Origin of the sequence: Pseudarthrobacter sp. Y6 (genome assembly GCF_050156205.1) — a bacterium.
GTDB lineage: Bacteria > Actinomycetota > Actinomycetes > Actinomycetales > Micrococcaceae > Arthrobacter.
Genome location: NZ_CP189574.1, coordinates 361,746 through 382,221 on the forward strand (window position 1 = coordinate 361,746; position 20,476 = coordinate 382,221).

General features: G+C 64.8%; 19 protein-coding genes. 8 read left to right on the plus strand and 11 right to left on the minus strand.

Features of this window, described 5'->3' with window-relative positions:
* Positions 1-38 precede the first annotated feature (38 nt).
* From betA to ACQCSW_RS01730, 5 genes are all read left to right on the plus strand, one after another.
* A complete protein-coding gene (betA, locus tag ACQCSW_RS01710) occupies positions 39-1,736 on the plus strand; it encodes a choline dehydrogenase (protein ID WP_426989230.1) in 1,698 nt (565 codons plus the stop codon).
* Complete coding sequence (locus ACQCSW_RS01715; RefSeq protein WP_426989231.1) at positions 1,733-3,286, plus strand: aldehyde dehydrogenase family protein; 1,554 nt, start codon at positions 1,733-1,735, stop codon at positions 3,284-3,286. The genes betA and ACQCSW_RS01715 overlap by 4 nt, the downstream gene beginning before the upstream one ends.
* Positions 3,283-4,317 carry a quaternary amine ABC transporter ATP-binding protein gene (locus ACQCSW_RS01720; protein ID WP_426989232.1) on the plus strand — a complete coding sequence of 345 codons (1,035 nt, stop codon included), beginning with the start codon at positions 3,283-3,285 and terminating at the stop codon, positions 4,315-4,317. Before ACQCSW_RS01715 ends, ACQCSW_RS01720 begins: the two co-directional genes overlap by 4 nt.
* Positions 4,317-6,350 (plus strand): ABC transporter permease, encoded by a 2,034-nt coding sequence (locus ACQCSW_RS01725; RefSeq protein ID WP_426989233.1) that lies wholly within the window; start codon positions 4,317-4,319, stop codon positions 6,348-6,350. The genes ACQCSW_RS01720 and ACQCSW_RS01725 overlap by 1 nt, the downstream gene beginning before the upstream one ends.
* 75 nt (positions 6,351-6,425) lie before the next feature.
* On the plus strand, positions 6,426-7,403 hold the full coding sequence (locus ACQCSW_RS01730) for an ABC transporter substrate-binding protein (RefSeq protein ID WP_426989234.1): 978 nt from the start codon (positions 6,426-6,428) through the stop codon (positions 7,401-7,403).
* Between the two features lie 126 nt (positions 7,404-7,529).
* Here the strand turns inward: ACQCSW_RS01730 and ACQCSW_RS01735 are convergent, their stop codons facing one another.
* Genes ACQCSW_RS01735 through ACQCSW_RS01745 form a run of 3 tightly spaced genes read right to left on the minus strand, consistent with a single transcriptional unit; the run spans position 7,530 to position 11,618 of the window.
* On the minus strand, positions 7,530-9,848 hold the full coding sequence (locus ACQCSW_RS01735) for an FdhF/YdeP family oxidoreductase (protein ID WP_426990596.1): 2,319 nt from the start codon (positions 9,846-9,848) through the stop codon (positions 7,530-7,532).
* 28 nt (positions 9,849-9,876) lie between these two features.
* A complete protein-coding gene (locus ACQCSW_RS01740; protein WP_426989235.1) occupies positions 9,877-10,497 on the minus strand; it encodes an MBL fold metallo-hydrolase in 621 nt (206 codons plus the stop codon).
* Positions 10,494-11,618, minus strand: a complete 1,125-nt coding sequence (locus tag ACQCSW_RS01745) for an S-(hydroxymethyl)mycothiol dehydrogenase (protein WP_426989236.1) — start codon at positions 11,616-11,618, stop codon at positions 10,494-10,496. Before ACQCSW_RS01745 ends, ACQCSW_RS01740 begins: the two co-directional genes overlap by 4 nt.
* A 1,056-nt stretch (positions 11,619-12,674) precedes the next feature.
* On the opposite strand from ACQCSW_RS01745, the gene ACQCSW_RS01750 reads away from it, so the two are divergent.
* Positions 12,675-13,478: an alpha/beta hydrolase gene (locus ACQCSW_RS01750; RefSeq protein ID WP_426990597.1), complete on the plus strand. Its 804-nt coding sequence runs from the start codon at positions 12,675-12,677 to the stop codon at positions 13,476-13,478.
* Positions 13,479-13,611: 133 nt separating this feature from the next.
* On the plus strand, positions 13,612-14,337 hold the full coding sequence (locus ACQCSW_RS01755; RefSeq protein WP_426990598.1) for a FadR/GntR family transcriptional regulator: 726 nt from the start codon (positions 13,612-13,614) through the stop codon (positions 14,335-14,337).
* Positions 14,338-14,407: 70 nt separating this feature from the next.
* Here ACQCSW_RS01755 and ACQCSW_RS01760 read toward each other — a convergent pair whose 3' ends face one another.
* The 3 genes from ACQCSW_RS01760 to ACQCSW_RS01770 are packed head-to-tail and all read right to left on the minus strand — an operon-like array spanning position 14,408 to position 16,085.
* Complete coding sequence (locus ACQCSW_RS01760; protein WP_426990599.1) at positions 14,408-14,950, minus strand: DAK2 domain-containing protein; 543 nt, start codon at positions 14,948-14,950, stop codon at positions 14,408-14,410.
* Entirely contained in the window at positions 14,860-15,084 is a 225-nt protein-coding gene (locus tag ACQCSW_RS01765) for a hypothetical protein (RefSeq protein ID WP_426990747.1), read from the minus strand. The genes ACQCSW_RS01760 and ACQCSW_RS01765 overlap by 91 nt, the downstream gene beginning before the upstream one ends.
* Positions 15,085-15,095: 11 nt before the next feature.
* Positions 15,096-16,085, minus strand: coding sequence for a dihydroxyacetone kinase subunit DhaK (locus tag ACQCSW_RS01770; RefSeq protein WP_426989237.1), 990 nt, complete (start codon positions 16,083-16,085; stop codon positions 15,096-15,098).
* Between ACQCSW_RS01770 and ACQCSW_RS01775 the strand changes: the two genes are divergently transcribed.
* On the plus strand, positions 16,011-16,379 hold the full coding sequence (locus tag ACQCSW_RS01775; protein WP_426989238.1) for a DAK2 domain-containing protein: 369 nt from the start codon (positions 16,011-16,013) through the stop codon (positions 16,377-16,379). The two genes, ACQCSW_RS01770 and ACQCSW_RS01775, sit on opposite strands and share 75 nt — an antisense overlap.
* Before the next feature lie 180 nt (positions 16,380-16,559).
* Here the strand turns inward: ACQCSW_RS01775 and ACQCSW_RS01780 are convergent, their stop codons facing one another.
* Genes ACQCSW_RS01780 through ACQCSW_RS01800 form a run of 5 tightly spaced genes read right to left on the minus strand, consistent with a single transcriptional unit; the run spans position 16,560 to position 20,436 of the window.
* Positions 16,560-17,342, minus strand: a complete 783-nt coding sequence (locus tag ACQCSW_RS01780; protein ID WP_426989239.1) for an amino acid ABC transporter ATP-binding protein — start codon at positions 17,340-17,342, stop codon at positions 16,560-16,562.
* Positions 17,339-17,986 (minus strand): amino acid ABC transporter permease, encoded by a 648-nt coding sequence (locus tag ACQCSW_RS01785; protein ID WP_426989240.1) that lies wholly within the window; start codon positions 17,984-17,986, stop codon positions 17,339-17,341. Before ACQCSW_RS01785 ends, ACQCSW_RS01780 begins: the two co-directional genes overlap by 4 nt.
* Positions 17,983-18,717: an amino acid ABC transporter permease gene (locus ACQCSW_RS01790; protein WP_426989241.1), complete on the minus strand. Its 735-nt coding sequence runs from the start codon at positions 18,715-18,717 to the stop codon at positions 17,983-17,985. Before ACQCSW_RS01790 ends, ACQCSW_RS01785 begins: the two co-directional genes overlap by 4 nt.
* A 28-nt stretch (positions 18,718-18,745) precedes the next feature.
* Positions 18,746-19,591: a transporter substrate-binding domain-containing protein gene (locus tag ACQCSW_RS01795; RefSeq protein WP_426989242.1), complete on the minus strand. Its 846-nt coding sequence runs from the start codon at positions 19,589-19,591 to the stop codon at positions 18,746-18,748.
* Entirely contained in the window at positions 19,588-20,436 is an 849-nt protein-coding gene (locus ACQCSW_RS01800) for an IclR family transcriptional regulator (RefSeq protein WP_426989243.1), read from the minus strand. Before ACQCSW_RS01800 ends, ACQCSW_RS01795 begins: the two co-directional genes overlap by 4 nt.
* Positions 20,437-20,476: the final 40 nt, after the last annotated feature.

Consider the following 20,476-nt stretch of genomic DNA (forward strand, 5'->3'; position numbering starts at 1 on the left):
ACACGACTCCCAGACCACGCCCCAAGGAGATTTACCTGATGACGAACGAGAGCTACGACTACGTGATTGTCGGCGGCGGAAGCGCCGGATCCGTCCTGGCGGACAGGCTGAGCGCGGACGGGACGCACACCGTGCTGGTCCTTGAAGCCGGACGCAGCGACTACCCGTGGGACCTTTTCATCCAGATGCCGGCGGCGCTGACCTTCCCCAGCGGGAACAGGTTCTACGACTGGCAATACAAGTCCGATCCCGAACCCCACATGCACGGACGGCGGATCGCCCACGCCCGCGGCAAGGTCCTGGGCGGCTCCAGCTCCATCAACGGCATGATCTTCCAGCGCGGCAACCCGCTGGACTACGAGCGCTGGGGAGCCGACGCCGGAATGGAAACCTGGGACTTCGCCCACTGCCTGCCCTACTTCAAGCGGATGGAAACTGCGCTGGCCTCTGCTCCGAACCACGAGCTGCGCGGCCACGACGGACCCCTGGTCCTGGAGCGCGGACCCGCCCGCAATCCCCTGTTCCAGGCCTTCTTCCGGGCTTCGGAGGAGGCAGGCCACAAGCGAACGGATGACGTCAACGGGTACCGGCAGGAGGGCTTCGGCCCGTTCGACCGGAACGTGCACAAGGGCCAGCGGCTCTCTGCGTCGCGCGCCTACCTGCGCCCCAACAAGGGCCGGAAGAACCTGACGGTCCGCACCCGTGCGCTTGCGGCCAAGGTCAATTTCGACGGCACAACGGCAACGGGGGTCACCTACCGCCGGAACGGCCGGCTGCACACCGTCGATGCCAAGGAAGTGGTGCTCTGCGGCGGCGCGATCAATACGCCCCAGTTGCTGCAGCTCTCCGGCGTGGGGGATTCTGCGCTCCTGAAGTCGCTGGGCATCAAGCCGGTGGTGGACCTGCCGGGCGTCGGCGAAAACCTGCAGGACCATCTGGAAGTGTACGTCCAGCATTCCTGCAAGCCGCCGGTATCCATGCAGCCGTACCTCAGCCTGTGGCGCTACCCACTGATCGGTCTCCAGTGGCTGCTCGGCCGGAAGGGACCCGCAGCCACCAACCACTTCGAAGGAGGCGGGTTCGTCCGCTCCAACGAGGACGTTTCCTACCCCAACCTGATGTTCCACTTCCTGCCGGTGGCAGTGCGCTACGACGGCCAGAAAGCCGACGCCAAGCACGGGTACCAGGTCCATGTGGGCCCCATGTACTCCGACGCACGCGGAAGCCTGAAGATCACCTCCACGGATCCGGCCGCCCACCCCTCAATGCAGTTCAATTACCTCTCCACGGAACAGGACCGGCGGGAATGGGTCGAGGCCATCAGGGTCACCCGCGACATCCTCTCCCAGCCGGCCCTCGCACCCTACAGCGGCGGGGAACTCTCGCCCGGCTCCTCCGTACAGACGGACGAGGAAATCCTGGAGTGGGTGGCGAAGGATGCCGAGACGGCCCTGCACCCCTCCTGCACCGCCAAGATGGGACCGGCCTCGGACCCCATGGCTGTGGTTGACCCGCTCACCATGAAGGTCCACGGCACCTCGGGCCTCCGCGTGGCAGATGCCGCTGCCATGCCCTACGTGACCAACGGCAACATCTACGCCCCGGTCATGATGCTGGCGGAGAAGGCTGCCGACCTCATCCTGGGACGTACGCCGCTGGCACCCGAGCACGCGGCCTTCTACCGGCACGAACCCGCCGCGGATCCCAAAGCCGCGCCAAGCCTGGGCCGCGCATGAGCGGCGTCCAGCTTGCCGAAAGCGGCGGCCAGGCCGTGGTGGACCAGGATGCGGCGCCGGTGCGGGGCTTGTTCGTGGACGGCCGGTGGAGCGAATCGGCCGCCGGGAATACGCGGATCATCACATGCCCGGCCGACGGCGAACAAGTGGCCGAAGTTGCTGAATGCACGGACGCCGACGCCGGGGCAGCGGTCGCCAGCGCCCGCCGGGCTTTCGACGGCGGAGCGTGGCCCGGCACCAGCGAAAAGGAACGCGGACAGGTCCTGCTCCGCACCGCCGAACTGCTGGCACGCGACAAGGCGCTTTACGCCCGGGCCGAAGCCCTCGATACAGGCAAGCGCTACGTCGAAGCGGAATACGACATCGACGATATCGCCGCCTGCTTCCGGTACTACGGCGGCATCGCCGGAACGGACGCCGGCCGCGTTATCGATACCGGGGTTCCCGGAACCATCAGCCGGGTGGTCCACGCCCCGGTGGGTGTCTGCGGGCTCATCACGCCATGGAACTACCCCCTTCTGCAGGCTTCCTGGAAGGTGGCACCGGCCCTGTTGGCCGGCAATACCTTCGTCCTCAAACCCAGCGAACTGACTCCCTCCACTTCGATCCTGCTGATGGATACGCTCCTCGAGGCCGGGTTGCCGGCCGGAGTAGCCAACCTCGTCACCGGCCCCGGTCCCGGCGTCGGCGCAGTCCTGAGCGAAAGCCCGGACGTTGATCTGGTCTCTTTCACCGGTGGCCTGGCCACCGGGATCAACATCATGAAGAGCGCGGCCAACACGGTGAAGCGGGTTGCCCTGGAACTGGGCGGGAAGAATCCGAACATCGTTTTCGCTGATGCCGACCGCGAGTCGGCACTGGACAACGCCCTCACCGCGGTGTTCCTGCACTCGGGGCAGGTGTGCTCGGCCGGCACCAGGCTCATCATCGAGGAATCGATCCACGACGGGTTTGTGGCGGAACTGGTGCGGCGTGCACAGGCCATCCGGCTTGGCGGCCCCTTCGACGAGCTCGCGGAGACCGGCCCGCTCATCTCGGCCGCGCACCGTGACAAGGTCCATGCCTTCGTCCAGGCCGGCATCGACGAAGGCGCCAACCTTCTGTGCGGCGGCTATATCCCTGACGCCGGTGTGCTGGCACTCGGCAGCTACTACCCTCCCACCATCCTTGACGGTTGCCACACCTCCATGAACGCAGTCCAGGATGAGTCGTTCGGACCGGTCCTGACTGTGGAGACCTTCAGCACGGAAGAGGAAGCCATCATGCTGGCCAACGACACCGCCTACGGACTGGCCGGAGCCGTGTGGACCAATGACGGATCCCGCGCGCAGCGCGTGGCGGGCGCCCTCCGGCACGGCACTGTGTGGATCAACGACTACCACCCGTACGTCCCGCAGGCGGAATGGGGCGGATTCGGAAAGTCCGGAAACGGCCGCGAACTGGGACTTCAAGGTCTCGCGGAATACCGCGAAACCAAACACATCTGGCAAAACATCAACCCCAAGCCCAGTCACTGGTTCGAGCCTCCACAGGCAGGAGTACAGCAATGAACAGTCCCGACATCTCAGTGCGCAACCTCTGGAAGGTCTTCGGACCGGGGGGCGACAAGATTCCCGACAATCCTGAACTCTCGGCCCTCAACTCCGCCGAACTGCTGGAACGCACCGGCTGTGTGACCGCCGTCCGCAACCTGAGTTTCGACGTCGCCAAGGGCGAGGTCTTCGTGGTCATGGGACTTTCCGGATCCGGCAAATCCACCCTGATCCGCTGCCTGACCCGGCTGATCGAACCCACCTCCGGGCAGGTCCTGGTGGACGGCAAGGACGTCCTGCAGGCAGGCGTTGCCGAGCTGCGCGAGCTGCGCCGCCGGAAGATGTCCATGGTCTTCCAGCACTTCGGCCTCCTCCCTCACCGCACCGTGCTGGACAACGTCTCCTACGGCCTGCAGATCCGCGGGTCGGGCAAGAACGAACGCTATGCCAGGGCCCGGGAAATCATCGAACTGGTGGGCCTGAAAGGCTACGAACAGCACTACCCGGACCAGCTGTCCGGAGGAATGCAGCAGCGCGTCGGCCTGGGCCGGGCTTTGGCCGGCGATCCGGACACCATCCTCTTCGATGAACCCTTCTCCGCACTGGATCCGCTCATCCGCCGGGACATGCAAGCGGAAGTCATCCGGCTGCACAAGGACATGGGCAAGACCATGGTGTTCGTGACCCACGATCTCTCCGAGGCGCTCAAGCTCGGAGACCGCATCCTGATCATGCGCAACGGCGAGACGGTCCAGTGCGGCACGGGAGACGATCTGGTGGGGTCCCCGGCGGATAAGTACATTGAGGACTTCGTGTCCGAAGTCCCTCGCGCGGACGTCCTGACCCTGAAATGGATCACCCGGCCCGTGGCGGCCGGTACACCGGGCGACGCGCCGGTCCTCAGCTCCCGGATGATCATCCGGGATGCCATAGCGGCGGTCATGCACTCCTCCTGCCCCGTGCTGGTGGAAGAGGGCGGCAGGATTACGGGGCAGATCGACCGCGACAGCATCCTTTCGGTACTGCAGCCCACGGAAGCAGCGGCCTAATGTCTACCCTCGTCCGAGATCGGGCAACGGCGCAACCCACGCCCGTCCCCGTCCGTGAACCGCGCCGCAGGCCGAGCCGCCGTACCATCCTGCTGGGAGGCGCCGTCGTCGTCTGGATCCTGGGATTTCTTGTCCTGCATGGAACCGCAACCCTGGCCTTGCCCGCCTCAGAGCTGACGGACCTGCACCGGTCCCTGAACCAGTTCAACGCCTGGGTAGCAGCGAACCGCGCGGACAACCCCGTCTTCCTGTACATCTTCACGCCCTTGCGTGCCGCCGTCGACGCCGTGGCCAACCTGTTCATCACCATCTTTGCTGCGACTCCCACGGGCCTGCGCCTGCCGGAGATCGGCTGGCTTGGAACGGTGGGCCTGCTGGGCTGGATCGCCTTCGCGATCGGCAACGCGCGGGTCGCACTGCTGACGGCCGCCGTCTTTACTTTCTTCGGCCTTCAGGGCCTGTTCGTCGAGGCCACCTACACGTTCGCACTGGTCCTCACCGCGGTGCTGCTGACCCTTCTGGTCGGGATCCCGCTCGGTGTCCTGGCCGGTGTCTACGGCCGGGCTGCCAAGATGATCACGCCGGTGCTGGACTTCATGCAGACGCTGCCCACATTCGTGTACCTGGCCCCGCTTGCCCTGGTCTTCCTCATCGGTCCGGCGTCGGCCGTCATCGCCACAGTGATCAACGCAGCACCGCCCGTTATCCGCCTGACGGCCCACGGCATCCGCAGCATCCCGGAGAACACCCGCGAAGCGTCCGATTCGCTGGGCACAACGGGCCTGCAGCGGCTGGTCACCCTGCAGCTTCCCATGGCCCGGCGGACCATCGTCATGGGAATCAACCAGAGCACCATGGCGGCTCTGTCCATGGTCACCATCGCGGCGCTGATCGCGGCGCCCGGGCTTGGCCAGGTGGTGGTACGCGCGCTGCAATCGCTCGACGTCGGCACGGCCGTAAACGCCGGGCTCGCCATCGTCCTGCTGGCCATCGTGCTGGACCGGGTCACCACCGCCGCCAGCCGCCGTGCGGAACCGGGGGCTGCCCGGAACCGCAGGGTTTCCCGCAGGACCAGGTACATCCTCCTCGGCGTCACCCTGGTGCTGGCATTGGCCATGGTGCAGTTCTCCCGGACCATGCTGTGGGCTGCGGTGTTCCCGCAAGACCTCAACATCGGCACGGCGATCGTCCAGGCGGTAGGCTCGGCCAGCCAGTGGATGCAGACCAACCTGTCCCTGTTCACGGTGTCCTTCCGGGAAGCCGTCACCACCGGGATCCTTAACCCGTTCCAGTCACTGCTGACGGACACGCCCTTCTATATCCTCGTCGCCGTCATTGCCGTTGCGGCCTACGCGCTGGGCGGTTGGAAGCTCGCCGCCCTGACCACGGCATGCCTGGGCGTGATCATCTACCTCGGACTGTGGAGCGACTCCATGGTCACCCTGGCCGGCACGCTGGTAGCCACCGCCGTGGTCATGGTCCTGGGTGTGGTCTTCGGCGTCGCCATGGGCCGGTCCGAGCGGATGGACCAGATCCTGCGGCCCCTGCTGGACGCGGGCCAGACCATGCCCGCCTTTGTGTACCTGGTGCCGTTCCTGGGCCTCTTCGGAGCCACCCGCTTCACCGCGATCGTCGCCGGCATTATCTATGCCGCCCCCGTTGCCATCAAGATCACGGCCGATGGCATCGCAGCGATTTCCCCCACCGTAGTCGAAGCCGCGGTCGCCAGTGGTTCAACGCCCTGGCAAGTCATTACCAAGGTCCAGCTTCCGATGGCAAGGCCCTCCCTCGCCCTTGCCGCCAACCAGGGCCTGATCTACGTCCTGGCCATGGTGGTGGTGGGTGCGCTGGTGGGGGCGGGCGGCCTCGGGTACGACGTTGTCGCCGGCTTCGTCCAAAGCGCGCTTTTCGGCAAGGGCCTCGCCGCAGGCATTGCCATCGTCTTCCTCGGCATCCTGCTGGACAGGATGACCCAGGCTGCCGCAGCCACCCCGGTGCGGAAAATCCCCTCAAGCAACTCAGCGTCAACCTAACCGCATGTAACCGTCCTGCGCCTGGCGCAGGGCATAGAGGACCTCCCACGCATTCCCCCAACAAGGAGACCAAAAATGAAAAAAGCTGGACTGCTGTTGAAACGAACCGTCCCGGCGGTGGCTGGAGCTGCGGCCGCCGCCCTGCTCCTGGCAGGCTGCGGCGGCGCCTCGGTGAACCAGGTGGCTGCTGCCACCGGTGCGGCCGACGCGCCCTGCGGAAGTGTTAATGTCGCGATGAACGCTTGGGTGGGGTATACGGCCAACGCCGCTGTGTACAGCTACGTGGCGGAGAACAAGCTCGGCTGCACTGTGGTCCAGAAGGACCTTAACGAGCAGATCGCCTGGCAGGGCTTTGCATCCGGCGAAGTGGACGTGGTGATCGAAAACTGGGGGCATGAGGATCTGGTCAAGCAGTACATCACGGAGCAGAAAGTGGCTGTCGACGCCGGCCCTACCGGCAATGAAGGACATATCGGCTGGTACGTACCGCCATGGATGGCAGAAAAGTACCCGGACATCACCGACAGCAAGAACCTGAACAAATACGCTTCTATGTTCGCAACGTCAGAATCCGGCGGAAAAGGCCAACTCCTGGACGGCGACCCGGCCTTCGTAACCAACGACGAGGCGCTGGTGAAAAACCTCGGCCTCGACTACAAGGTGGTTTTCTCGGGTTCGGAAGCGGCTCTGATCCAGTCGTTCCGGACGGCGGAGCAGAACAAGACACCTTTGCTGGGCTACTTCTACGAGCCGCAGTGGTTCCTGTCCGAGGTTCCACTCAAGAAGGTCAATCTGCCGGCGTGGACCGAAGGCTGCGACGCCGACCCGGAGAAGGTGGCCTGCGACTACCCGGCCTACACCCTGAACAAGATCATTTCCAAGAAGTTCGAGGACGGCGGCTCACCTGCAGCCAAGCTGGCCAAAGCCTTTACGTGGACCAATGAGGACCAGAATGCCGTTGCCACGGACATTCAGGGCGGCATGGCGCCCGAGGCTGCCGCTAAGAAGTGGGTGGACGCGAATCAGCAGCTTGTTGATTCCTGGCTCAACTAAGCGCGACCGAACCGGGCCAGGAAAAAGTCACCCACCCACGGAGATCCGTGGGTGGGTGACTTGCTGCCGGCTCCTCTGGGTCAAGCTTGACGCTGGCTGTGTACGGGCTGCGCGGTTGGGTGAGGGCTACTTCGGCACGGCCACTTCAATATGCGGCACGAAGCGGACGAACATGGCCTTGAAGCCGGGGGTGTTGGATTCCCGTGCCACGTTCTCCTTGTGGACCAGGGCGTTGGCCTCGGGGAAGTATGCCGCGGCGCAGCCCTTCGCCGTGGGGTAGGCCACCAGCCGGAACTTGTCCGCCTGCCGGTCGTGGCCGCGGAAGGTGCTGACCACGTCCACGAGGTCCCGGTCCTGGAAGCCGAGTTCCGCCAGGTCCTCAGGGTGCACCAGGATCACGCGGCGGCCGCCCGAGATCCCCCGGTACCGGTCGTCCAGGCCGTAGAAGGTGGTGTTGTATTGGTCGTGGCTGCGGATGGTCTGGAGGACCAGGTGCCCGTCGGGCGGGGTCAGGTATTCCAGCGGGCTGACGGTGAAACGGCCGCGGCCGATGTCCGTCTTGAAGGACCGGGTGTCCCGGGGCGGGTTGGGCAGCACAAAGCCGTTCTTGGTCCGGATCCGGGCGTTGAAGTCCTGGAAGCCCGGGATGACGCGGGAGACGTGATCCCGGACCACGTCGTAGTCCGCGGCCATGGCCTTCCAGTCCACAAGGTGGTCCGGCCCGAAGGTGGCCTCCGCCATCCGGGCGATGATGACCGGCTCGGCAAGCAGGTGCCCGGACACCGGCTGGAGCCTGCCCTGGGTCGAATGGACCACGGACATGGAGTCCTCCACGGACAGGAACTGTGCCCCGGTGGGGTGTTTGTCGTCCTTGTCCGTCCGCCCCAGGGTGGGCAGGATGAGCGAGGTGCGGCCGTGCACCACGTGGGACCGGTTCGGCTTGGTGGACACGTGCACGGTCAGGCCGATCCGCTGCATCCCCGCTTCCAGGGTTTCCGTGTCCGAGCAGGCGAGGGAGAAGTTGCCGCCCATGGACACAAAGACGTCCACGTCGTTGCGTTCGAAGGCCTCCATCGCTTCCACGGCGTCGTAGCCGTGGGGGCGGGGCGAGGTGATGCCGAACTCGGCGTCCAAAGCGTCGAGGAGCCATTCCTTGGGTTTCTCCCAGATGCCCATGGTCCGGTCGCCCTGGACGTTGGAGTGCCCGCGGACCGGGCAGGCGCCAGCGCCGGGCTTGCCGAAGTTGCCCTGCAGGAGCAGGACGTTGACCATTTCCTTGATGGTGTCCACGGAGTGCGGCTGCTGCGTCACGCCCAGTGCCCAGCAGAAGATCGTGGCCTTGGACCGGATCAGCATGCCGGCCACGTCCTCGATCTGATTCCGGGCCAGGCCCGTGGCCTTCTCGGTCTCCTCCCAGTCCAGCTCGCCGCGGGCGTCGCGGTAGGCGTCGAAACCGTCGGTCTGCGCGTCGATGAAGGAGCGGTCGACGACGGTGCCCGGGTTCCGCTCTTCCGCCGCCAGCAGCAGGTGGCCGAGGGCTTGGAACAGTGCCAGGTCACCGCCCACCTTGATCTGCAGGTACTCGTCAGCCAGCGGGGTGCCGCCGCCCACCACCCCTGAAATGGTCTGCGGATCCTTGAAGTTGAACAGTCCGGCCTCGGGCAGCGGATTGACCGCCACCACCGTGCCGCCCTTGTCCTTACACTCCTTCAGCGCCGAGAGCATCCGGGGATGGTTGGTGCCGGGGTTTTGCCCGACGACAAAGATGAGTTCCGAATCGTGGATGTCGTCCAGAGAGACGGTCCCCTTGCCGATGCCGATGGTCGGGTTCAGCGCGGAGCCCGAGGACTCGTGGCACATGTTCGAGCAGTCCGGCAGGTTGTTCGTGCCCAGGGCCCGCGCGAACAGCTGGTACATAAACGCCGTCTCGTTCGCGGTGCGGCCGGAGGTGTAAAAGACGCAGCGGTCCGGCGTGCTGGCCCGGAGGTGTTCGCCGATCAGGTCGAAGGCTTCCGCCCAGGAAATCGGCGAATAGTGGGTCTCGCCCTCTCGGATGACCACCGGTTCGCTGAGCCTGCCCTGGTTTCCAAGCCAGTACTCCGTCTTTCCCGCGAGTTCGGCGATGGAATGCCGGGCCCAGAACTCCGCCCCCACCGTCCGCAGGGTGTTCTCCTCGGCCACCGCCTTGGCGCCGTTCTCACAGAACTCGGCAACCTTGCGCTTCTTGTCCGATTCCGGCCACGCGCAGCCGGGGCAGTCGAAGCCGCCGCGCTGGTTGATCCGCAACAACGAATGTGCCGTGCGGGTCACGCCGGCCTGCGCCACGGCGCGCTCCAGCGCAACCATCACCGCCTTGACGCCGGCCGCTTCCCTCTTCGGTTTGTGGACGTCGAGTTCGTCCTCGTTGATGTCCGCGACCGGGGCGGGCTGCTTCCCGAACTTCACCGGTCCAACCTTCACTGGGCCACCTGCTTCACAGTGCTACCTGGGCCAGGGTTTCCCGCTCGGCGCCGATGGTGGTGTTTTCGCCGTGGCCGGTGCGGACCACGGTTTCCGGCGGAAGGGTGAGCAGCCGTTCCCGGATCGACTCGATGATGGTGGGGTAGTCGCTGTAGGACCTGCCGGTGGCACCCGGGCCGCCGTTGAACAGGGTATCTCCCGTGAAGACCGTTCCTTCGCCCTCGAGCAGGAAGCACGTGGAGCCGGGTGAGTGGCCAGGCGTGTGGATGGCCTTCAGGGTGGCGCCCCCCACCTGGAACTCATCGCCGTCGGCGAGGTCATGGTCCGGTTGGACTCCGGGATAGACGTGTTCCCACAACATCAGGTCACCGGGGTGCAGGTAGATGGGCGCGTCCACGGCCTCGGCCACGGCACGCGCGGCCCCGATGTGGTCGTTATGCGCGTGCGTGAGCAGGATGGCTTTCACCTTCCGGCCGCGGACCTGGCCGATGATCGCCGCCGCATCATGCGGGGAGTCGATGATCACGCATTCGTCCTCGTTTCCCACGATCCAGACGTTGTTGTCCACGTCCCAGGTGCCGCCGTCGAGCGCGAACGTCCCGGAGATGACCAGGTTCTCGATGGTGACGCTCATGCGGTCTCCGCCCCTGACCCGGCGTCAGCGGCCGGGCGGATTTCCACCACCGAACGCAGCACCTTGCCCTCGTGCATCCTGGTGAAAGCCTCCTCCACTTGGTCTATGGTGATGCGCTCGGTGACAAAGGCGTCCAGGTTCAGGTTGCCCAGCTTGTACTGCTGGACCAGCATCGGGAAGTCGCGGGAAGGCAGGCAGTCGCCGTACCAGGAAGACTTCAGGGATCCGCCGCGGCCGAAGACGTCCAGCAGCGGCAGCTCGAGCAACATGCCCGGCGTCGGAACGCCCACCAGCACCACACGGCCGGCGAGGTCGCGCGCGTAGAACGCCTGCTTGTACGTTTCGGGGCGTCCCACCGCCTCGATCACGACGTCAGCGCCATTGCCGCCGGTCAGGGCCCGGATGGCCTCGACGGGGTCTTCCTTGCTGGAGTCCACGCCGTGCGTGGCGCCGAGGGACTTGGCCATGTCCACCTTGTTGGCGTCAATGTCGACGGCGATGATGGTGGTGGCGCCGGCCAGCTTGGCGCCGGCGATGGCGGCGATGCCCACGCCGCCGCAGCCGATCACGGCGACGGATTCGCCCCGCTTGACCTCACCGGTGTTGATGGCCGCGCCGATGCCTGCCATGACGCCGCAGCCGAGGAGGCCGACGGCGGCGGGATCGGCGTCGTTGTCAACCTTGGTGCACTGCCCGGCGGCAACGAGGGTCTTCTCCGCGAAGGCGCCGATGCCCAGCGCGGGGGAGAGTTCCGTGCCGTCCTCGAGCGTCATCTTCTGCGTCGCGTTGTGGGTGTTGAAACAGTACTGCGGCTGGCCCTTGGCGCAGGCGCGGCATTCGCCGCACACAGCACGCCAGTTCAGGATCACGCGGTCGCCGGGGGCCACCTCGGTGACGCCGGGACCGACGGCACTGACCACGCCGGTGGCCTCATGGCCCAGCAGGATGGGGAAATCGTCAGTGATTCCGCCCTGTTTGTAGTGCAGGTCGGTGTGGCAGACGCCGCAGGTGAGGATGTCCACCAGCGCCTCGCCCGGACCGGGATCTGGCACCAGGATGGTCTCCACCGAGACCGGAGCGTTCTTTTCCTTGGCGATGACCGCCTTGACTCTGTGAACCATTAGCTGGTGTCCTTTCCTGAGTACAGGGACTCTTGGGCGACGGCGCCGCTGGCAATCCAGCCGACCCGTCGGGTTCAAAGGTTCTCACGCGGCAGCTCCTGGCCCGCTGGGTGCGAGGACGTGAGTTATTGCGTATTACACAACGCGATGCACATAGCGCGTACTCGAAAATATGTCAGCCGCCACGGAGGGTGTCAATAGAGCGCCCTCTGCAGCGGTCTTCCGCTGTCCGGGTGGAGCATGGACGCAAGTCGCGGATCCTGGCTACGTTCGAACAGGAAAACCTCGTGGAGCGGGATGCGGAAACCCGCCGATTCCGGCTGGGGACGCGGAAATCGCTGTCAGTCCCAAGAAGAATTCTGTGAAACCCGGACTCTCAAGAAGCAGGTCCTGTAATTGCTCCGCCGTCGGCACAGCATCATTCTCGGCCATGCGGCCTCAATTCCAGGCGTCGCCGGGGTCACACGACTAGGCTGGCGGCCGCGCGATCTATTTCGCGCGCGGTCCGTACATTCAACCCCGGACCCATGGGCCAGCCCAAATCTCCTACTATCGACCTATCGACAATACGCCCTTCCAGGACGGCCGAGCGTGGTCCCTGCGATGTACTAGAGGGTGGGCTGGGAGCGCCCGCAGAAATGGAATCAGGGCGTGTTCGCTACGGCGGAAAGCAGTGGATCCAGCCGTGCAGCCATTGGACGGTAGCCCGTGTTGTCCAGGATGCAGCGTATCCGGCATCAGTTCGGCGGCTTCGTCAGGGGCAAAGATTTTCCTGAACCTTGCCGTGGGGACTGCCGTGGTGAAGGCGGCCACCGGCTTACCTGGGAGGCCGGTCAGCGCCATCGGGGTTGGTGGGGCCAGCCGGGGACGTATCTGCAACCTTGGCCACTAGGCACGCTGTAGGCTCGGCACATGGCTGATCTGCGGCGTCGGACGTTTGTGTTCCGCACGCTGGTTGGCGCGGCGGCCGCGGCGGCCGTTGGAACTCTCGGCACCGCGTGTTCGCCCGGCGCCGAACGGGACGGTACCGCCGGTGGCGGCGCCAAGGGGGAAGCAGTGAAGCGGCACAAGTACCAGTACGGCGAGGACGCCAGTCAATGGGGCGAGCTTTTCCTGCCGGCGCTGCCGGACGGCGGCGAGCACCGCGGTGTGGTGGTGGTGATCCATGGCGGCTACTGGCGCTCGCAGTACGGCGCAGAGCTGGGGGAGCCGATTGCCCGGGACCTGGCCACGCATGGCATGGCCGCCTGGAACCTTGAATACCGCCGGGCCGGAAACGGCGGCGGCTGGCCAAATACCTTCGCGGACGTGCTCGCCGGAATCGACAAGCTCGGCGACCTTGCGGCCGACCATGCCCTGAACCTTGGTCCGGTGGTGGCGCTGGGTCATTCAGCCGGCGGACACCTGGCTGCATGGGCAGCCGGCAGGGGCAAGCTCGCCCAGCTGGGAGTGCCGGACGCCGACCGCCAAGTGCCTCGGACATCAGACGCCTCAGCGGTGCACCTCACCGGCGTGGTCAGCCAGTCCGGCCTGCTCAACCTGGCCGAGGCGGAGAAACTGAACCTCAGCAACGGTGCCGTGAGCAACCTCCTGGGCGGGTCGTCGTCGAAATATCCGCACCGCTACAGATACGCCGACCCCATGACCGCCCTTCCGCTGGCCGTGCCTGTCATCGCTGTGCATGGATCCGAGGACACCACCGTTCCGCTGGGCCAGTCCGAGTCCTATGTCAACGCCGGAACCACCGCGCACATGGAGACCCGGCTGATCAGGGTTCCCGGGGACCATTACGCGCTGATCGATCCCAAAACGCCTGGTTATCGGGCGTGCCGCGAGCTGGTCCGGTCCCTCCTGGGTTAGGTTCGGTCTTTCCGGTAAGAACTCCTAAAAACAGGTTCGCCATCCTAGACATTGGACGTCCCATCTCCTGTTACCCTTGAAGGTAGGACGAGTCGCGACCCCTAAGCGCGGCAAGGAAGAGACCCACGTGGCCATCACATCGCAAGAAGTATCGCCCGCCCGTTTCAGCGCGCAGCTCCGTTCGCATGCCCTGCAGACGCGGATCATGGACCTCATTCTGGACCGCGGCCTGGACGTCGGTGACGCCCTGCCCACCGAAAGTGAGCTCTCCGCCGAACTCGGCGTGGGCCGGAACACCGTCCGCGAATCCCTGAAAGTGCTGCAGGCGCTGGGCGTGATCGAGATCCGGCACGGCTTCGGCATGTTCGTGGCACCCAACAACTTCAGCGCCCTGGTGTCCGGCCTGACCTTCCGCGGCCGGCTGTCCCTCCGCCACAAGGGCGAAGAAGCCATGGAGCTCATCGATGTGCGCCAGGCCCTCGAATCCGGGCTGATCGGATCGGCCATTGACCTGCTCACCGACGAGCACCTGGCTGATCTGCGTTCCACCATGGAAGCCATGGAGAACGCGGCCAAGAAAGGGGAGCCGCTATATGAGCACGACGCCGAGTTCCACCGCCGGCTGTACGCGCCCCTTAGCAACGATCTGCTGATCAACCTCATGGATGTCTTCTGGCAGGTTTACCGCACGATCCACCTGGCCCTCGGTACCGGCCCGGTCAACCTCGAGCAGCAGACGCAGGACCACTGGGACATCTTCGAGGCCGTGGCCAACAAGGACAAGGCCCTTGCGTCCGAACGCCTGCAGCGCCACTTTGACGGCATCCGCCTGAAACTCAAGGACGTCCCGGCTGCTTAGCTTTGATCCACATCGGTGGATCAAGGCTAAGTACAGGCCGCCGACTCTCCCGCCTCACTCGAACGTGCCGCTACTGAGATGCGGAACTCAGCCAGGCGAGTGGTTCATGTGCCGCTGTTGTGCCGCAGGTCGCCGCTGCGGTCTGGAAAAACAGTGCAATGGTCACGGCGCCTGGGTCGAGGACACCGCGAGCGAGTTCGCCGACGTAGCTGGCTCGACCGCGAGAGGCGACCAGGTCCGCGGTCGACTCCGCTCCGGCACGGGCAGCAGCCGCTGCCGCGATGAGAGCTTCTCCGACCGACTCCCCTGCAGCAGCAGCCGCAGTGAGAGCGTCGCTTGCAGGGGATAATGAGTCGATCGTCGTGTTGTCACCGACATTCGCACCTCCGAGCTTCTGAATCGTGGCCAGTCCGGCCGCTACTCCGGAAGCGAGTTTCGATGCGTTCGCCCCAGCAGGGGAAGCGCATCGCGAGATGTCGCGGAACCACATGCCGAACAGAGGCCCGCTGGTGCCTCCGGTGGCTAGGAACCCCGTGAAGTCGCACCGAACACGGTGGCGAAGCTGGCGATCTCGCGGTCCGGGAGCCCGTCGGCCGTGCGGCGCAGCGCGGATGCGATGTTCGTTCCGAAGTCGCCGTCGCCGGCGAGGCGGTCGAGATCGGTCAGGGTCTGCTGTGCACCGTGGAACGCGTTGGAGAACTGTGTAATCCAGTCGAACGCATGAGTGCCGGTGAGTGTGTTGGTCATCGTGTGTTTCCTTACCGCGTGAGGTTGGGGGTGCGGACAGGGGCGTCGCAGGCGGTGACGAGCTGGTCGTCGGCGACCGTGAGGGTGATGGACACACCGTGCATGTCGAGCGAAGTGACATACGAGCCCACGAGGGAACGTGCGATCACGATGCCGCGGGCGTCGAGGAGGCGGTGGACCTGTCGGGCGATGACGGCCAGCTCCAACGGGTGCGCGCCGCCAAGACCGTTGATTATCGCGATGACGGACTGTCCACGCTCCAGCTCGAGCTCTCCTGCGAGGGGAGTGGTCAGCTGTTCGACGAGCTCATCTGCACTCGCGAACGGGATGCGGGAGACGCCGCGTTCACCGTGAATGCCGATGCCGAACTCGACCTCGTCGGCGGCCAGTTCGAATGCCGGGCGGGACTCACCCGGGTGCGTGCAGGCGTCGAGCGCCAAAGCGAGGCTACGCGATCGTAAAACGACGTCGCGACCTCGAGCGGCAACGGTGGCGAGGTCGGCGCCGGATTCGGCGAGAGCACCGCAGATCTTCTCCACTATGACTACAGCGGCCGTGCCGCGGCGGCCCGGGCCATCGGACGCACCGTGGGAGGCGAGGTCGTCGTCAACGATGACGGTGTCCAAGCCGATGCCGTCGTCGCTGACGAGTTCCGCGGCGATTTCGAAGTTCAGGACGTCGCCGGTGTAGTTCTTCACTATGTGCAGCACGCCAGCGCCGCTGTGGGCGATTCGGGTTCCAGCCTGGATCTGCTCGGACTTGGGGCTGGCGAAGACGGCGCCGCAGACCGCTGCGTCGAGCATGCCGGTCCCGACGAGCCCGGCGTGAAGCGGCTCATGGCCTGAGCCGCCGCCGGAGACGAGCCCGACTTTGTTGACGGCGCGGTTAGCGCGGCTGATGACGTTCGACTCGGGGTGCCAGGAAACATGCTCCGGGTATGTGAGAGCGAGACCGTCGAGGGCCTCGGCGATGATGTCGTCGGCGTAGTCGCACGAGGCCATGCGGACCGCGGCGACAAGACGATGGTGGACACCCTGTTCAGCGCGGCCCTTGGAGCTCAGTCGACTGCGTCTCGTACGACCGACATATCACAGGTGCTTACCACCGCCTCAAGCGCAGCCACCGCGGGAATGAACGCGACCCGACCACTCGTGGCGCGCAAGGGGCGCGCGAGCTATCTCGGCGAGCGGAGCGCAGGTCACCTCGACCCGGGTGCGGCTTCATCCGCGCTCCTCATCCATTCGCTCGCCGACGCCTGGCGACTGCGCGCGGTCCGCTGCTCGACCGAGCCATGACCAGCCTCGCACCCATTCAGACCGCAGTTTTATCGGAGAACACCGGCGTTTAGCCGGGCACTGCACGGTTTGGCTGGGTGGCTTACTGGTAGCGGCCGTTATGCAAGGGGGCTGCGCCCGTCCCCGGGTGCGGACTTGTAATGCGGGTCCGCACCCGGGGACGGCTGGGTCCAGGGGCGATCAGACATCGAGGACGCGGTGCAGGAATTGCTTGGTCCGGTCGTTGCGGGGGTTGCCGAACACTTCCTCCGGGGTTCCCTGCTCGGCGATGACGCCCTGGTCCATGAAGACGACACGGTCGGCGGTCTGGCGGGCGAAGCCCATCTCGTGGGTGACCACGACCATGGTCATTCCTTCACTGGCGAGGTTGCGCATCACGCCGGTGACTTCGCCCACGAGTTCAGGGTCCAGCGCGGAGGTGGCCTCGTCGAAGAACATGATGGCCGGCTCCACGGCGAGGGCGCGGGCGATGGCCACGCGTTGCTGCTGTCCACCGGAGAGTTGGGAGGGATAGTTGCCCGCGCGTTCCGTCAGCCCGACGTGCTCCAGTGCTGCCATCGCTTTGGCTTTGGCGTCCACGGCGGACATCTTTCGTGCCTTGACCAGGGCAAGGGTGACGTTGCCCAGGGCTGTCAGGTGTGGAAAGAGGTTGAACTGCTGAAAGACCATACCGACATGGCCGCGTATTTCCTTGGCCCGGCGCGGGTCGTGCAGCGGGACGGAGTTGACCCAAACTTCCCCTCCGTCGGAGGTTTCAAGACCGCTCATGATTCGAAGTACCGTGCTCTTGCCCGAGCCTGACGCTCCGATCAGGGTCAGGACTTCGCCTTCATTGACGTGCAGGTCGATCCCCTTAAGGACCTGTGCCGGACCGAAGGACTTGGTGACGGCTGAGAGTTTGATAACCGGGGTGACGGCTGAGAGTTTGATAACCGGGCTGGTCCCGGCGTTTTGGTTTGTCATGCCGCTTGGCTCCTTTTGGACAGGCCGCTCACCCAGCGTGAGAGCGGATAACAGATGATGAAGTACATGAGGGCGATCACCAGGTAGACGATGACGGGCTGGCCTATTCTGTCGACCACGGACTGGCCCTGGCGGACGAGCTCTGCCAGTCCGATGACGAAGGCAATCGAGGTGTCTTTGATCAGCGCAATGTACTGCCCGACCAGGGGGGGAAGGGATATGCGGCGGGTCTGGGGCAGGACCACCGAGAGGAAGGTCTGGCTCGTCGACAGCCCCAGAATCCTGGAGGCCTCCCATTGGCCCTTGGGAACGGCTTCGATGCCGCCGCGGATGATTTCGGCGATGTAGGCGCCCTGGTAGATGCTGATGCCGACCACGGAGGCGGCGAAGATGTTCATGTCGTAGCCGGCGTACGCGGCGCCAAAATAGACGAAGAACAAGGTGATCGGCAGCGGGGATCCGCGCAGGACTTCAATATAGAGGCGGGCGATCTGGGAGAGAACCGGCAGCCGGGATGTCCGCAGGGTTGCGGCCACCAGGCCAAGGAGCGTGCCGCCGGCGATGGCGGCCAGCGACAGTGCCAGCGTCACACCCAGTCCTTGCACGAGGAGCGGCAGGCTCGGGATCAGGAGCGAGAGGTTCATGTGGCCATTTCTTTCTTCCGGGCCGAGGCCGCCCGCCGGGCCACCAGCCGCGCGCCCAGGTTTGCCTTGGGTAGTACGAGGGCCGGTTTAAACGCGACCCGTCCGATGAGCGCTCCGATGAAGGACAGCCCGTTGCTGAGGACCAAATACAGCACCAGTGCCATGGCGAAGACCGGCAGGAAGATCAGCGTCCGCGAGTTGATGGTCAACGCTGTACCGGTCAGTTCCGGCAGGGCGATGGCCGAAAGCAGGGATGTGCCCAGCAGGATTTGGATCAGGTTGTTGATCACGGCGGGGTAGACGTTGCGCAGGGCCTGGGGCAGGACCACCCTGGTGAAGATCGTGTGCTGGTTCAGCCCCAGGATGCCGGCGGCTTCGATCTGTCCGGTCGGGACCGAGGAGATGCCGGCCCTGAACACCTCGGCAAGATAGGCGCCGACGTTGACGCCCAAGGCGATGATTCCGGCGGCGAAGGCTGTGAGGTTGATACCCATGGCCGGGATGGCGAAGTAGGCGACGAAGATCTGCAGAAGGACCGGGGTGTTACGGATCGCTTCGACATAGAATCCGGCCACGAGGCGCAGAACGGCCCTGTGGGAGTCCCTCCCGAGCGCGGCCGCAATGGCCAGAACCACCGCGAGGGCGAAGGCGAGCAGTGTGACTTCGAGGGTGAGCAGTGCCGCCTGCAGGAATTCCTCCAGGTAGCTGAAGACGGTTAGCCATTGGTACATGGGGTACCTCCGTTCGGTGCCATGGGTATCAGTACTGGGGGTTGAGCGGGTACTGCTGTTTCACGCCGAACCGCTCCTGGTAGGCCTTCGCGTTCTCACCCGATGCGTTGTAGCGGAAGAGGAACTGGTTGACCCAGTTCAGCCAGACCTGGTCGCCCTGCTTGATGCCCATGGCGTTGTATTCCAGCGGAACCAGCTGGTCTTTGGTGACACGCAGTGTGTTGTCCAGCTTCGCCTGGTAGGCCAGGAAGTTGGTGTCCTCGATGAAGGCGTCGGCCTGGCCTTGCTGCACGGCGAGGATGGCAGCCGCGGAGGAGTCGTAGTCCTGGGTTTTCGCGCTGCTTCCGACCTTCTTCAATACGTCGGTGTTGGTGGATCCCTTGACGGCGGCGACGGTTTTCCCTTCAAGGTCCTGGACGGTGTTGATCGTGCTGTCCTTCTTGACCAGCAGAGCCTGGCTGGCAACGACGTATGGGTCCGTGAACTCGATCTGCTTTGCGCGTTCACCGTTGCGGGTGAAGTTGCAGATCACCAAGTCGACTTTGCCGGTCTGGAGGTTCGGGATGCGGTTGGCTGAGGTCGTGTCCGTCACCTCAAGCTTGACCCCGAGATCCTTTGCCATGGCATTGGCGATGTCAATGTCGTAGCCGTCAGGCTGTCCCTGGTCGTTTTTGAATCCGAAGGGCGCGAAACTGAGGCAGTCGGCAACCTTCAGGGTGCCCCGCTGCTGGATCTGTGCCAGTGCTGACGTGGAATCGCCTCCGGCGGCACCCGGGCCGCCGCCTGCGATGGGTGTGCATGCCGAGACTGCGAGTGTCGCGGCGGCCACCGTCAGCGCTGCTGTGATGCCTCTGAATCGCTTGGAAACTTTCATTTTGTTGCCTCTTGTTCTGGATCGATATTGGCGTGAACGGGAAGTAGCGTTTGGGGAGCACCTAGGCGCAAGGAGAGGTCATCGGCGCCGTTGCGTACAGCGCGGGCCACTGCCGCAACGATGGTGCCGTGAATCCGGGTCTCCGGTCCGGAGGCGCTGATGGCGGCCACTATGTGACCGTTGTGGTCGAAAACGGGCGCGCTGACACAGCGGATGTCGAGTTCATTCTCGATGTCATCGACCGCGTACCCGGCTTCCCTGATGGCTTCGAGCTCGTCCAGCAGACGCGTTGCAGTTGTAATCGTGTGCGGTGTCCGCGCGGGCATGCCGGCGGCCACCACAGCCTCGAATTCGCTGGAGGGTAGATAGGCAAGGAATGTTTTTCCGGAGGCCGTGCAATATGCCGGTGCCCTGTCTCCGACTCTGGACGCCATCTGAATAGAGGACGGGCCAGCAATTTTTTCGATGTATGTCACCTGGCCTTCTCCATAGACAAGCAGATGAACGGTCTCGCCGGTCGTTGCAGCCAGGCGCTCCAGTATGGGCCTCGCTTGCTCTCTCAGATCCAGTCCGGAAAGGTATGCGCCGCCCAAGGTGACCGCCATGACGCCGAGACGGTATCGGCCGTCACGGTTCTGCTCTACAAGCTGGACATCCCGTAAGGGTTCAAGGAGGCGAAGAAGAGTGCTCTTGTTCATCCCAAGGACCAATGAAAGCTCACTCAGGGACGCACCATGACCTGAGGCTGTGGGCCCCGTCAGTGCACCCAGGATTCCCAAGGCCTTCCGCAGCGACGACGAGTCATTACGTTTGACGGGGAGCGCTTCGTCTTCAATGTTTTGCATTGCAAAACTCCATTTCATTTGTTGCTTTATCGTAGACGCG